This is a genomic window from Streptomyces sp. 13-12-16, assembly GCF_002114215.1.
GTDB lineage: Bacteria > Actinomycetota > Actinomycetes > Streptomycetales > Streptomycetaceae > Streptomyces.
In genome coordinates this window covers 1-13458 of sequence record NZ_NCTE01001420.1, presented here as the reverse complement: position 1 = coordinate 13458, position 13458 = coordinate 1, and the positions used below count along the sequence as shown (strand labels likewise).

The window sequence follows — 13458 nt, the reverse complement described above, 5'->3', positions numbered from 1 at the left end:
GAGCCGGCGGGGGCGGGAGGCCCGAGACCCGGGCGGTGCTCACCGGCTCGGACATCACGACCGGGTCGGGCCCCACGGGAGAGCCGACGGGGCCGTACGACGACACGGCACCCGTGATCGCCGTCGGGGACGTCCTCGTACGGGCGGTCGCGAACACGGAGGGTCCCATGGCCCGGGTCGCGGGAGAGGGGGACGCCGGCGCCCTGCCCGGCTCCCACGTCCACCTCTTCCGGCCGGACCCGGCACGCCTGGACGCCTGGTTCCTCGCCGGGTTCCTGGGAGCGGAGGAGAACATCGCGGGCGCGTCGACGGGCAGTACGGTGCTGACGGTCAGCCCCGGCCGGCTGCGGGTGCCGCTGCTGCCGCTGGAGGAGCAGCGGCGGTACGGGGAGGCGTTCCGGCACGTGCACGAGCTCCGGGCGGAGGCGCGGAGGGCGACCTCGCTGGCGGAGGAGACGGCACGGTTGCTGGCGGGCGGGCTCACGGGCGGGCAGTTGCTGCCGTCGGGAGAGACGGCGGCGGAGGTACGCGGCAGGGGTGGCGATTCGCCCCGTTAGGCACGCAGACCTCCACACATAGACCACACTTGTCGGACCGTCCCGGTCGGCCTGTCGGCTCCGGGGTGGCGGGGTTGGGACATTTCGGAAGGAATCCGGGGATCCAGTTGAACAGCAGCAAGCACACGGAGTTGGCGAACCACGCGTGGTCCGTCGCCGACCTCCTACGGGGGGACTACAAGCAGTCCGACTACGGCAAGGTCATCCTGCCGTTCACGGTGCTGCGGCGACTGGAGTGCGTGCTGGAGCCGACCCGCGAGAAGGTCGCGGAGATCGCGGAGCAGCACAAGGAGAGCGGGATCGACCCGGACCGCTTCCTGCGGCGGGCCTCGGGGCATTCGTTCTACAACCGGTCGAGCCTGACCCTGAAGAAGATCGCCGCGGACCCGCAGAACGCGGCGCAGAACCTCCAGGTGTACGTGGGGGCGTTCTCCGACAACGCGCGGGGCGTGCTGGACCGCTTCGAGTTCGCCCAGCAGATCAAGCGGCTGGACAGCGCCGGGCTGCTCTACCAGGTCATCGGCAAGTTCACGGACCTGGACCTGCGTCCCGAGGTCGTGCCCAACCACAACATGGGCTACATCTTCGAGGAGCTGATCCGCCGGTTCGCGGAGCAGTCGAACGAGACGGCCGGTGAGCACTTCACGCCGCGTGAGGTCATCCAGCTGATGGTGCGGCTGCTGGTCGCGCCGGACGGGGACGCGCTCCAGCTTCCCGGCACGGTGCGCACGGTCCTCGACCCGGCCTGCGGCACGGGCGGCATGCTCTCCGCGATGGACGACCTCATCACCGAGTTCAACGAGGACGCCACGGTGGAGGTGTACGGGCAGGAGCTCAACCCCGAGTCGTGGGCGATCTGCCGGTCCGACCTGATGATCAAGGGGCAGGACCCGGAGAACATCGCCTTCGGCAACTCCTTCTCCGACGACGGGCACGCCCGCAAGACCTTCGACTACATGCTGGCCAACCCGCCGTTCGGTGTGGAGTGGAAGAAGGTCAAGGAGGAGGTCGAGCACGAGCACAAGGCGCTGGGCGAGGCCGGCCGGTTCGGGGCGGGGCTGCCGCGGATCAACGACGGGTCGTTGCTGTTCCTCCAGCACATGATCTCGAAGATGAAGCCGGTGGATGTGAACGGCGGGGGCGGGTCGCGGCTCGCGATCGTCTTCAACGGTTCGCCGTTGTTCACGGGGGCGGCGGGGTCGGGTGAGTCGGAGATCCGGCGCTGGATCCTGGAGAACGACTGGCTGGAGGGCATCGTGGCCCTGCCGGACCAGCTCTTCTACAACACCGGGATCTCCACGTACTTCTGGATCCTGACGAACAGGAAGAGCCCGGACCACAAGGGCAAGGTCGTGCTGCTGGACGCGCGCGACCAGTGGCAGAAGATGCGGAAGTCACTGGGCGACAAGCGGAAGGCTCTGGGCAAGGAGCACATTGCCGAGGTCGTCAAGCTGTACGGCGAGGCACTGGCCGTGGCGGGGGATGCGGAGCATCCGTTGCACGGGAAGGTGAAGGTCTTCGCGAACGAGGACTTCGGGTACCAGCGGATCACCGTGGAGCGTCCGCTGAAGCTGCGGTTCGAGGTGACGGAGGAGACGCTGGCGGCGCTTGAGGCGTCCAAGGCGATCCAGAAGCTTCCGCATGCTTCGGCGTTGACTGATGCGTGCAAGTCGCTGGTCGGGGCGAGTTGGGGTACGAAGCAGGATGCGTGGCTCGCCTTGAAGGACGCGGTGGTGCAGGCCGGCGGGACGTGGCCCACGGGGGCGCCGTTCAACAAGGCGCTGCGGGATGTGCTCGGGGTGCGGGATCCGGAGGGCGAGGTGCAGCTCGTCAAGGGGCAGCCTGAGCCGGATGGGGATCTTCGGGACTACGAGAACGTGCCGTTGGGTGAGGACGTCGAGGAGTACCTGAAGCGCGAGGTTCATCCGCACGTGCCTGATGCATGGATCGACCACAGCAAGACGAAGGTCGGGTACGAGATTCCGTTCACTCGGCACTTCTATGTGTACGAGCCGCCTCGACCGTTGGCGGAAATCGACGCGGAGTTGAAGGCACTGGAGGCGGAGATTCAGGGGCTGTTGGGGGAGGTTACGGAATGACGGAGTCGCGCCTGGCACCCTGGCTCTCTTCTTCGCGGTGGCCTACAGCACCTATTCGACTCGTGGCGCGACTAGGATCCGGTCACACGCCCAGCCGTAGCAAGCCCGAGTATTGGGAGAACTGCTCGGTCCCCTGGGTCACGCTCGCCGACGTTTGGCAATTGCGTGAGGGCCGGACAACATTCATTACGGAGACGAAGGAAATGGTCAGCCCTCTCGGACTGGCCAAATCGGCAGCCGTCAAGCACCCGGCGGGAACCGTGATTCTCTCGCGCACCGCCTCCGTGGGATTCTCCGCAATCATGGGTCGTGATATGGCCACGAGTCAGGACTTCGCGACGTGGACCTGCGGGCCGAGGCTGGAGCCTCGATACCTTCTGCATGCACTTCGAGGCATGGCCCCGGATCTCAAGCGGGTTGCCACAGGGTCCACACACAAGACCATTTACATGCCGGACATCGAGCAACTGAGAGTCCCGCTGCCACCGTTGGACGAGCAGCGCCGCATCGCCGGCTTCCTCGACGCCGAGACCGCTCGCATTGATAATCTCGCGTCTTTGCGCAGCCGCCAGCTGCGACTTATCGAGGAACGACGAGGATCATCCCTAAATGCAGCATTTAGTCGCCACGGCTACGCACCAACCCGCCTAAAGTACCTACTATCTTCCAGGCCTAGATACGGCGTTCTTGTCCCTCAATTCATCGAGGGGGAGGGTGTGCGATTTATTCGAGTGAATGACCTCCTCGATCTGCCTGGCCGTTCTGCGACACTGCGCACGATTCCCGAAGAGCTGTCAGCTCAGTATGCACGCACCATCACGCGGACTGGTGATGTGCTCCTGAGCGTTGTCGGGACTATGGGTCGGTCAGCCATTGTCCCGCCAGATCTGGAAGGTGCCAATATTGCTCGCGCGGTAGCCTCGCTCCGCCCAAGGCCCAACGTTTCCGCTGAGCTCATTTCTGCCTGGCTGACCACACCAGACTTCCTGCGACAAGCTACGGACGCCACCAGCTCTGACACGGCTCAACCAACACTGGGCATGGAAGACCTTTCAAACTTCCGGCTATTCTGGCCTACGTCATCAGTGGACCAAGCGGACCTGCTACACACTGTTCAAGCCACCCAACGCAATTTCAGCAGCCTGGCCAGTGCCTTTCACAGGCAATCACTCTTGCTCGCCGAGCGCCGCCAAGCCCTCATCACCGCCGCCGTAACCGGCCAATTGGACGTAACCACCGCTAGCGGACGCAATGTAACCGAAGGAGTAACCGTATGAGCCCCGTGCACGACGAGTCCTCCTTTGGGTCCGCCATCGTTGCCGCCCTCTGCGAGCGCGGTTGGCGGGAGGCGAATCCCGAGGACTACCAGGCCGACCTCGGGCTCGACACCAACGAGTTGTTCACCTTCATCGGAGCAACCCAGCCCGACGAGTGGAACGAACTGCTCACCGTCTACGGCGGCAACCCCAACGAAGCCCAGCGCGGTTTCGCCCAGCGGCTCGACCGGGCCATCGCCGATGACGGGCTACTCCACGTCCTCCGGAACGGTGTCAAGGATCGCGGTGTCCGTCTCCGCGTCGCCTACTTCAAACCCAACCTCATCTCCGCCGACTCCGTGCTCGACGGCTACCGGGCCAACCGGCTCACCGTCGTCCGGGAACTCCCCTACGCCACCAAGCAGGCCGACTGGGGGCACCGCCTCGACCTGACCCTGTTTCTCAACGGTATCCCCGTCGCCACGGCCGAGTTGAAGAACCCGCTCACCGGGCAGGGCGTCGAGCAGGCCAAGGAGCAGTACCGGACCGATCGGGACCCGACCGAGTTGATCTTCGCGCGGCGGGTCATCGCGAACTTCGCCGTCGACCCGGACCTGGTCTTCGTCACCACGCAACTGCGCGGCAAAAAAACCCAGTTCCTTCCCTTCAACACCGGTTCGAACGGCCCCGGCCAGCCCGGCGGAGCCGGCAACCCCGCTCCCACAGCCCACGGCACGTACGCCACGTCCTACCTCTGGGAACAGGTCTGGGAGCGGGACAACTGGCTCGATCTCCTCCAGCGCTTCGTGCACCAGCAGAAGGAGAAGACGCCCGGCGGCATCGTCAAGAAGACGGTCTTCCCGCGCTTCCACCAGTGGGACGTGGTCCGCAAGCTCACCGCCCACGCGTCCGTTCACGGTGCCGGCCAGAACTACCTGGTCATGGCCTCCGCCGGCTCCGGCAAGTCGAACACCATCGGCTGGCTGGCCCACCGCCTCAGCGACCTGCACGCCCGGACCGATCCGAGTGTCCTGAGGCCCGATGCTCTCGCCGAGGGCCGTATCAAGCCGGGCGAGCCCGTCTTCGACAAGGTCATCGTCATCACCGACCGGCGCAACCTGGACGCCCAGCTCCGGGAGACCGTCGGCAGCTTCAGCCAGACCGACGGCCTGGTCGTCAAGGTCGACGAGAAGCACGGCGCCAAGAGCGAGCAGCTCGCCCGTGCACTCTCCCGGGACACCGGGAAGATCGTCACCGTCACCCTGCACTCGTTCCCGGCGCTGCTGGACTACATCAAGCGCAACCCGACCGAGATCAAGGGCACCCGCTTCGCGATCATCGTCGACGAAGCACACTCCTCCCAGTCCGGCGACGCCGCCACCGCCGTGAAGTCCGCCCTGCGCGACCTCGGCCTGGACTCCGACTCGGACGACGAGGGCGCGACCACGGTCACCGTGGACGACCAGCTCAAGGCGAAGGCGGTCGCGCGTTCCCGCGCCGCGAACCTCTCCTACTTCGCCTTCACCGCCACGCCCAAGTCGAAGACCCTCGAGCTCTTCGGCACGGAAGGTGTCGAGAACGGCAAGACCGTCTACCGTCCCTTCCACACCTACTCCATGCGCCAGGCCATCGAGGAAGGCTTCATCCTCGACCCGCTACGCAACTACGTCACCTACAACACCTACTGGAAGCTCGCGAACCTCAACCGCGACGAGAAGGAAGTCGACCCCTCCAAGGCGAACAGCATGCTCGCCCGGTTCGCCCTCATGCACGAGCACACGGTGTCCCAGCACGCCACGGTGATCGTCGAGCACTTCCTCGCCCACACCCGCGGCCGGCTCGGTGGACGGGCCAAGGCCATGGTGGTCACGGCCTCCCGTCACTCCGCCGTCCAGATGGCCCGCGCCATCCGCAGTTACATCGCCGACCGCGCGTACGACACGAAGTACCCAGACCTGGGCGTGCTCGTCGCGATCTCCGGTTCCCTCACCATCGACGGTGAGGAGACCACCGAGGTCAAGGAGAACGACGGTATCTCCGAGGCCGCGCTGCCGAAGGCCTTCGGCTACACCCGTGCCGACGACAAGGCCGCGAAGGCCGGCGGCAAGGGGCAGCAGGAGTACCGGATCCTGGTCGTCGCCGAGAAGTACCAGACCGGCTTCGACCAGCCGCTCCTCACCACCATGTACGTCAACAAGACGCTGACCGGCATCGCCGCCGTGCAGACCCTCTCCCGCCTCAACCGCACCGCCGAACGCAAGTCCCAGGCCGACCTCGCCGTCCTGGACTTCGTCAATGAGGCCGAGGACATCAAGGAAGCCTTCCGCCCGTACTTCGAGGAGGCGCACACCCTGCCCTCCGACCCGAACCTCCTCTACACGGCCCAGAGCCGCGTCATGTCCGCGCCGATCATCTCGGAGCAGGACATGGACGAGTTCGTCGCCGCATACTTGGAAGCGGAGAAGAAGGCGGGCGGCGTCCAGTCCAAGTGGGAGAAGCTGCACGCCGAGCTGTACCGGCTCCTCTCCCCCGCCGTCGCCCGCTTCACCGCCCTCCTGGAGAGCGAGGAGGAGGACGACGTCGAGACGGCCGAGGCGTTCCGCGCCAACCTCAACGACTACGTCCGCAAGTACGGCTTCCTCGCACAGATCGTCCCGTACCGCGACGCCGAGCTGGAGCGCCTGCACCTCTACGGGCGCCACCTGCTCAACCGACTCCCCCGCCTCGCGGACGGCGGAGTCGACATAGGCGAGGTCGACCTCAGTCACCTGCGCGTCGAGAAGACCGGCGAGCACGACGTGTCCCTCAACCCCGAGGGTCCCGCCGAACTCATGGGCTTCGGCGACGGGGCCGGCGGTGCGAAGGACGCGGACAAGTCACTGCTGTCCGAGCTGATCGAGAAGTTCAACTCCAAGTTCGGTACGGAGTTCACCGAGGAGGACGTCCTCCCGGCCTTCAACGCGACGAAGAAGGACCCGAAGGTCCGGGCCGCCGCCGTCGTCAACGACGAGGAGAACTTCGGGATCGTCTTCGACAAGAAGTTCGAGGAGAACATGATGGATCATGTCTCCACCATCGACACCCTCGGCAAGCGGTACTTCGGCACGGACCGGGACTTCAAGTCCAATCTCGACCGCAGCGCCCGCCGCGCGGCCTGGCGGATGATCCGCCGGGAGGAAGGGTTGGACGACTTCTGACGCGAGTGGGGCCCGGTGCGCCGTGCGCACCGGGCCCCGGGGCTCATCGTCCGACGGCCAGCCGTACGAACTCCGTCCAGGCCTCCGCCCCGACGGCCAGTCGATCTCCGGCCGGTCGCTTCGAGTCCCTGACCAGTACAGCCCCGGGAACGGTAGCGACTTCCAGGCACTCCCCGCCGCCACCTGTGCTGTAACTGCTCTTGCGCCAGGCGGCTTCTGGCACGGCGTGCGCTATGCGAACGCTCATAGCTCTCCCATCAGTTTCTCGATCAGGGCGAATGACTCACTCGGCGTCAAGGCCTGTGATCGGAGGATGCCATATCGAGCCTCCAACTCACGCACCTTGGTTACCTCGGTGTACAGGCGACTGTCGTCCTGTACCTCTGCGTACGCGATGCGCTGGCCCTTGTCCGTGTCGATCAACGTGAAGGGGCCACCCAAGGCAGCATTGTCCTCCCGTTCCGTCGGCATGACCTGAACCTCAACCTGCCTCAACTGAGCGGTCAGCATGATCTGTTCCAGGACACCGCGCATGACCTGCCGACCGCCCAGGGGCCTCCGCAGGACCGCCTCTTCGATCACGAAGCTGGTCAGTGGCGCAGGCCGCCGATTGAATACCTCCTGTCGAGCCAGGCGAGCCTCCAGGCGCTGTTCGATGACCTCATCGGACAACAAGGGACGCTGCATCTGAAAGATGGCCCGTGCGTAGTCCTCCGTCTGCAACAAGCCTGGTACTGCATAGACCGCGTACAGGTTCAAGCTCGTAGCCTTCGCTTCCAAGCCAGCCGCGTCCCGGAAGTAGGCCGGATACTGAGCCCGCCCCACTTCCTCCTTCAACGCACGGAGCACACCCCCCGCCCCCAACACCTCATCCGCCTTGTCGATGAACGACGCCTGCGGAATCCGCCTCCCCTGCTCAATGGACGCCACCGTGTCCCCCGAGTACCCCACCCTCTTCCCGAACTCCGCCCGCTCCAGCCCTGCCCTCGTCCGCAGCAGCTTCAACTGCCGCCCGAACGCGGTCACGACACCCGTCCCCGGCTCGTCCTCCGGCCGCCGCTGCTGCCGTACCGTCTCCTCGTCCCGCACCTCGGTCATCGCCCTGCCGCCTCTCCCCCCGTACCGTCCCGTACAGCGCCCGCGCCCACCCCGTACGAAGGCCCGTAAGCGGCGCGTCACCACTGGTCACGCTAGGCCACGACACGCCACCGTGAGTGCATGACCGCAACACGATCACCCCATACGGTGCACCAGTTCACGATGCGCTTCAGCTCCACCCCGCGCGGTGCCCGGCTCGCCCGGCGCATGTGCGAGCACTGCCTCGACGCCTGGGGCGTCCCGTACGACAGCGACGCGCACGACACCGTCACGCTCGTGGCCGCGGAGCTGTGCGCCAACGCCGTCCAGCACGGGCACGTCGCGGGCCGGGACTTCCACGTACGCCTGACCGCCGACCCGGCCACCCGCACCGTACGGATCGAAGTCACCGACACCCGGGGCGAAACCCTCCCCCGCCTCCCCGCCACCCCCTCGCAGGACAGCGAGAGCGGACACGGCCTGCTGCTCGTCGCCGCACTCGCCGACCGCTGGGGCTGCTCGCCCCGCGACGGAGGCGGGCCCGGCAAGACCGTCTGGGCGGAGTGCACCGCGTACCCCGCCTGACCTGATCACACAACCAGCTCCCGCCCTGGTTGGACGCACACGCCCCCGCCCGGAAGACTGATCCCCGACACATCACAGACTCTTCGGGCACTGCACGGGAGCGGGGGCGGGACCAGGTGCCGGACGTACGACGGATCGCGGAACGCTACGAACTGCTGGAGCAGTTCAACAACGGCGGCATGGGTGACGTCTGGCGCGGCTACGACGCCGTACTGGACCGGCCGGTGGCCGTGAAGCTGATCCGGCCGCAGGCCGTGACGTCCCCGCACGTGGCGGAGGAGTTCGAGAAGCGCTTCCGGCGCGAGGCTCGCGTCACCGCGCGGATCCAGCACCCGGGCGTGCCGCAGGTGTACGACGCGGTGCTGGACGAGTCGTACGAGCAACTGTTCCTCGTCATGGAGCTGGTCGACGGCGCCCCCCTGACCGCCTACGTGCGCCCCGACCAGCGGCCGCCCCTCCCCCTCAGCTGGGCGGTGTCCGTGGCGGCGCAAGTGGCGACCGTGCTGTCGTACGCGCACGACGTTCCCGTCGTCCACCGTGACCTGAAGCCGAGCAACATCCTCGTCGCCCGCGACGGCACGGTGAAGGTGCTGGACTTCGGCATCGCGGCGATCCTGCGGACGGACGTCACCAAGCTGACCGCGACGGGCAGCCCGATCGGGACGCACCAGTACATGACACCGGAGCAGGTGCGCGGCGCCCGCGTCACACCACGCACCGACCTGTACGCGCTCGGGTGCGTCCTGCACGAACTGCTCTGCGGGCGGCCGCTGTTCGCCGGGGACAGCGAGTGGCAGCTGATGATGCAACACGTCAACGCGGCCCCGACACCGTTGCGGCAGGTGCGCGCCGACGTGCCGGAGGCGCTGGAGGAACTCGTCCTGCACCTGCTCCGCAAGGCGCCCGAGGCGCGTCCGGCGGATGTGCAGGAGGTGTACGAGCGGCTGCGGCCGTTCCTGCCGGCGCCCGGTGAGGAGTCCGGCCCATCGGAGGCGGGCCCGTCCGGGGCGCCCGACCCGACCGGGATCTTCCGCCGTCCGTACGCACCCCGCGCGCGTGCGGGTACCTCAAACGCCCGGCCCGCAGCGGCCCCGGACGCACCGCCCGCCGTTCCCGCGGCCGAGCGGGAGGCGCTGCGGGAAGAGATCCGCGAGGTGTACGCGCACTACCGCGCGCTGCTGGAGGAGGAGCGGTACGCGCAGGCCGCCGAGGTGGTGGGCGAGATGATCGAGCCGGCCGCGCATGCGCTCGGCTCCGACAGCAAGCCGGTGCTCGGGCTGCGGATGCGCCGGGCCGTGAGCCGTCAGCTGGCCGGTGACCACCGGGCCGCCCTGCCCGAGTTCGAGGCGCTCGCCGACGCCTACGCGCGCGTGAGCGGTCCGAGCAGCGAAGAAGCCCTGGACAGCCGCGCCCAGGCGGCCCGCTGTCGTGGTGAACTCGGCCAGGTGACCGAGGCGTTGGCCGGGCTGAACGGCGTACTGGACGCCGTACGTGCCGTCGACGGCGATGTGAGCGAGAACGCGGTGGAGCTGCGCCGCGACATCGGCATGCTCCTGCTCGCGCAGCAGCGGGCGGCGGAGGCGTACGACGTACTGGAGCCGCTGCACGCGGACCTGTGCGTGGTGTTCGGGCCGGACGACGAGCTGACCGCCGAGGTGGCCGAGACGCTGGGCGTGATCCGTCTGGACCTCGACGGCGGGCCCTCCGCCTCGCCCTCCTGAGGCGGCGGGGCAGCGTGGCGTGTCCGTGCCGGTCGGCCGACCGCCGACGGTGGCCTCATCCCGCCAGCACGGCACCCAGGCCGGTCAGGCGCAGGACGAACCAGTGCTCGCGCACGAGGACGTGTACGCGGTCGGGGGCGGAGGTCGTCAGGTCGCCGGCCGGCCCCGGCAACGGAATGGTGATCGGTTCGCGGGCGGGCCGGGTCGGGTTCCAGACACGCAAGGTGTGGTCCGAGCACGTGGCCACGACGAGGTCCTGGTCGGCACGGGGCAGCCGGGTCAGGTGGGTGAACGGCGTACCGTCGTGGTTCAGTTCGGGGGAGGCGTCCTTGCCGTCGGTGCGTTGCAGGTCCCAGATCTCCAGCCCGGTCCGGAAGTCTTCCGGGTCCTGTACCGGCACCGCCAGCTGCCAGTGCCCGGAGGGTGTGCACACCGCCACGGGAGGCAGGCCGGGCACCGGCGGGCGAGTCGTCTTGTCCACCCGGTCCGCCCAGTTGGCGGACGAACCGTGCAGCACGATCACTCCGTAGTCGGTCATCGCCGCCAGGAGCGCCCCCGCCTGTGGCCGGACGCAGGGCACCGCGGTCATGTCCGGCCCGGCCGACCCCTTCCGCAAACCGTCGAGGACGTGGGTCCGGTCGCCCGGCAGCCACAGCAGCGCCTGGGGCGCGGAGTTGTCGTAGTTCACCACGAGTGCCGTCATCCAGCCGGGTGCCGTGGCGGTCCGCAGTGAGGTCACGGGCCCGTCGAGCCGGCGCAAGGCCTCCACGGTGTCGCCCGAGGTGATCTCCTCCCGGGTTCCGGCGTCGACTAGGCGCAGCCGACGACCCTCGTGCTCGACCACGACAACGACCGGCCGTCCGTCCGGCAGTACCAGCGGAGCGACATGGTCGACCAGCCTTCGGGGCGGCCATAGTCGAGCCCTTTCCCGTCCCCGTGTGTCGGCGAGCCACGCGCCGCCCGTGGCGCCCGCGACGGCCAGGCCCCAGGGCAGGCCGTCGGGTTGCTGCGCGAAGGCGGCGACACGGCGTGCCCGCCTGCTGTCGTAGTCCGGCTGGGCAGGCGATCCGCCGCTGTCGGAGGTCCACAGGCGCACCGCGCCGTCCCACCCGGCGGAGGCGAACAGGTCGGTGCCCCGGCCGGGCCGCACCCGGGTGACCGTGTACGACCCGCCGACGTACGGGGAGTCGCGCCGTCCGCCCGACAACTGCCCTTCCCAGTCCACCGGCACCACCTGGGTGCCGGAGGAGCCCCGGGGACCTGGCTCCTCGGGCAGGGCGGACATGCGGTTCGTCAGGACGCGCAGTACGGAGCCGGTGTGCGGGTCGAGGACCGTGATCCGCGATCCTCCCCCGGCCACCGCGAGGAGGGTGCGGCCGTCCGGTCCGGTGAACGGCGACAGGGCCCGCACTCCACGCACCTTGCCGGGAAGCACCCGTCGGGGGGCGAGCCGGTCCACGTCCCACAGCCGCACCGTGCCGTCGTCCCCGCCGGAAGCGGCGAACGTCCCCTCGTCCGATGTGCCCAGGGACGCGAGCGCGTGGACGGTGCCGGTGTGGCCGCGCAGTACACCGGCGGCCTCCGGTCCCCGCGGCCCGTCCAGGTCCCAGCGGCGGACGGAGCAGTCGGCGCCGGCCGACAGCAGGAACCGGCGTCCGTCGGCCAGGGGTACCGCGGCCACGGCGGTCACGCGTCCCACGTGTCCCGTCAGCACGGTCGCGGTCGCACTCCAGTCGTCGGTGCGCCACAGCCGTACGGACCGGTCCTCGCCCGCGGAGACCAGCACGGGGCTCGGCCCGCCGTCGAACGCGGTGAGGCACAGCACCGTGTCCGCGTGGCCGCTCAGGACGAAGGGGGTCCCGCTGCCGCCGTCCACGTCCCACACGTACAGGTCGCGACCGGCCGCCGCGACCAGGAGCGGACGTCCGTCGGAACCGGTGAGCCCGGTCAGTGCCGTCACGGTCTCCCGTGGACCGGTCAGCACCATCCTCGTCTCACCCGTGTCCGGCTCCCACAGCCGTACCGTCCCGTCCCCGCCGGCCGAGGCGACCACGGCTCGCCCGTCGGCGGTGGTGAGCGTATGGAGGGCCAGCACCGGGCCCGCATGGCCGTGCAGCACCACGCTGAAGTCGTCGGGGGCCGTGGAGGCGCCCTCCAGCGTCGCCCGCACGGTGGTGTGGCCCCGTAGCCAGCCGATGAGGGCGGGCTCCTCGAACATGGCCGTCATCAGCAGCACGCGCATCCGGCCCCGCGGTGACAGCGGGTGGAAACGGTGCGCGGCCCGGAGGTACAGCCGGGCCACGGGCAGGGTGAACCGTTCGGGCAGGACCCGGACGGCCGCGGCCATGCGTGTGGGGTCGGCGCAGACGAGGAAGCCGGGATCGCGCATCACCTCCGGCAGCCGGCGCGCCGCGAGCGCGTGCGCCGGGAGGTGTCTGCGCAGGTAGGGGTGGGCGGACTCCCAGACGGCCGGCCCACGTCCGGGGAGTGTGGCCAGCAGGGCCCGGGTGATCCTGGCGTGCGCGTCCCAGGGTGAGGTGCGGCGGACGTGGTCGATGAGCGCCTAGTGGTAGAGGCGGTACACGGTCTGGCCCGACTCGCCGGACTCCACCACGTGGAACCCGGCGTGCTCAAGCACCCAGGCGATGTCCTCGTCCCCGTAGCGCGCGCCCCGGTCGGACAGTGCCTCGGCGACCTTCGGCCACAGATCCCGGCGCGGCATCCCGGCGCCCTCCGCCCAGGCGAGCGGGCGCAGGAGGTCACGCAGTCGTTCCGGGTCGGGAGAGCGCTCGAACTCCTCGTCCAGGACGGCTGTCAGGTTTCCGGCCAACAGCCGGTGCAGATCCGGGTGTTCGTCCGGGCCCGAGCGTGCCAGCACGCGCAGCAGGGCGCGGGTGGCGACCCGTGCGTAAAGGAAGATCCCGCCGCTGGCGTTGGTGATCCGCTGTGCCCATGCGTCGGCGAGT

Annotated in this window: 9 protein-coding genes and 1 pseudogene; 6 read left to right on the top strand and 4 right to left on the bottom strand. The window is 68.7% G+C overall.

Features of this window, described 5'->3' with window-relative positions; genetic code table 11:
- The 4 genes and pseudogenes from B7767_RS41940 to B7767_RS41925 all read left to right on the top strand — a co-directional run.
- Positions 1–557, top strand: a pseudogene (locus tag B7767_RS41940) (SAM-dependent methyltransferase); the annotation flags it as partial.
- A gap of 107 nt (positions 558–664) precedes the next feature.
- Positions 665–2656, top strand: a complete 1992-nt coding sequence (locus B7767_RS41935) for a class I SAM-dependent DNA methyltransferase (RefSeq protein WP_085576410.1) — start codon at positions 665–667, stop codon at positions 2654–2656.
- Positions 2653–3933: a restriction endonuclease subunit S gene (locus B7767_RS41930; RefSeq protein ID WP_085576409.1), complete on the top strand. Its 1281-nt coding sequence runs from the start codon at positions 2653–2655 to the stop codon at positions 3931–3933. Before B7767_RS41935 ends, B7767_RS41930 begins: the two co-directional genes overlap by 4 nt.
- Positions 3930–7109 carry a type I restriction endonuclease subunit R gene (locus B7767_RS41925; protein ID WP_085576408.1) on the top strand — a complete coding sequence of 1060 codons (3180 nt, stop codon included), beginning with the start codon at positions 3930–3932 and terminating at the stop codon, positions 7107–7109. The genes B7767_RS41930 and B7767_RS41925 overlap by 4 nt, the downstream gene beginning before the upstream one ends.
- 43 nt (positions 7110–7152) lie before the next feature.
- Here B7767_RS41925 and B7767_RS41920 read toward each other — a convergent pair whose 3' ends face one another.
- Both B7767_RS41920 and B7767_RS41915 read right to left on the bottom strand, forming a co-directional pair.
- Positions 7153–7356, bottom strand: coding sequence for a DUF397 domain-containing protein (locus B7767_RS41920; protein ID WP_085576407.1), 204 nt, complete (start codon positions 7354–7356; stop codon positions 7153–7155).
- The gene (locus B7767_RS41915) at positions 7353–8207 is read right to left on the bottom strand and encodes a helix-turn-helix transcriptional regulator (RefSeq protein WP_085576406.1); all 855 of its coding nucleotides are present in this window, start codon (positions 8205–8207) and stop codon (positions 7353–7355) included. The genes B7767_RS41920 and B7767_RS41915 overlap by 4 nt, the downstream gene beginning before the upstream one ends.
- A gap of 120 nt (positions 8208–8327) precedes the next feature.
- On the opposite strand from B7767_RS41915, the gene B7767_RS41910 reads away from it, so the two are divergent.
- Both B7767_RS41910 and B7767_RS41905 read left to right on the top strand, forming a co-directional pair.
- Positions 8328–8771 (top strand): ATP-binding protein, encoded by a 444-nt coding sequence (locus tag B7767_RS41910; RefSeq protein ID WP_256923777.1) that lies wholly within the window; start codon positions 8328–8330, stop codon positions 8769–8771.
- 179 nt (positions 8772–8950) lie between these two features.
- The gene (locus B7767_RS41905) at positions 8951–10492 is read left to right on the top strand and encodes a protein kinase (protein ID WP_373408287.1); all 1542 of its coding nucleotides are present in this window, start codon (positions 8951–8953) and stop codon (positions 10490–10492) included.
- 55 nt (positions 10493–10547) lie between these two features.
- Here the strand turns inward: B7767_RS41905 and B7767_RS41900 are convergent, their stop codons facing one another.
- The gene (locus tag B7767_RS41900) at positions 10548–12881 is read right to left on the bottom strand and encodes a WD40 repeat domain-containing protein (RefSeq protein WP_085576404.1); all 2334 of its coding nucleotides are present in this window, start codon (positions 12879–12881) and stop codon (positions 10548–10550) included.
- Positions 12882–13055: 174 nt separating this feature from the next.
- A partial coding sequence (locus B7767_RS47080; protein WP_179167547.1) for a hypothetical protein occupies positions 13056–13458 on the bottom strand: 403 nt, incomplete at its 5' end.

Coding starts and splice junctions, on each gene's coding strand:
- B7767_RS41930 (WP_085576409.1), top strand. CDS start 2,653: ATGACGGAGTCGCGCCTGGCACCCTGGCTCTCTTCTTCGCGGTGGCCT.
- B7767_RS41925 (WP_085576408.1), top strand. CDS start 3,930: ATGAGCCCCGTGCACGACGAGTCCTCCTTTGGGTCCGCCATCGTTGCC.
- B7767_RS41920 (WP_085576407.1), bottom strand. CDS start 7,356: ATGAGCGTTCGCATAGCGCACGCCGTGCCAGAAGCCGCCTGGCGCAAG.
- B7767_RS41915 (WP_085576406.1), bottom strand. CDS start 8,207: ATGACCGAGGTGCGGGACGAGGAGACGGTACGGCAGCAGCGGCGGCCG.
- B7767_RS41910 (WP_256923777.1), top strand. CDS start 8,328: ATGACCGCAACACGATCACCCCATACGGTGCACCAGTTCACGATGCGC.
- B7767_RS41905 (WP_373408287.1), top strand. CDS start 8,951: ATGGGTGACGTCTGGCGCGGCTACGACGCCGTACTGGACCGGCCGGTG.
- B7767_RS41900 (WP_085576404.1), bottom strand. CDS start 12,881: ATGCGCGATCCCGGCTTCCTCGTCTGCGCCGACCCCACACGCATGGCC.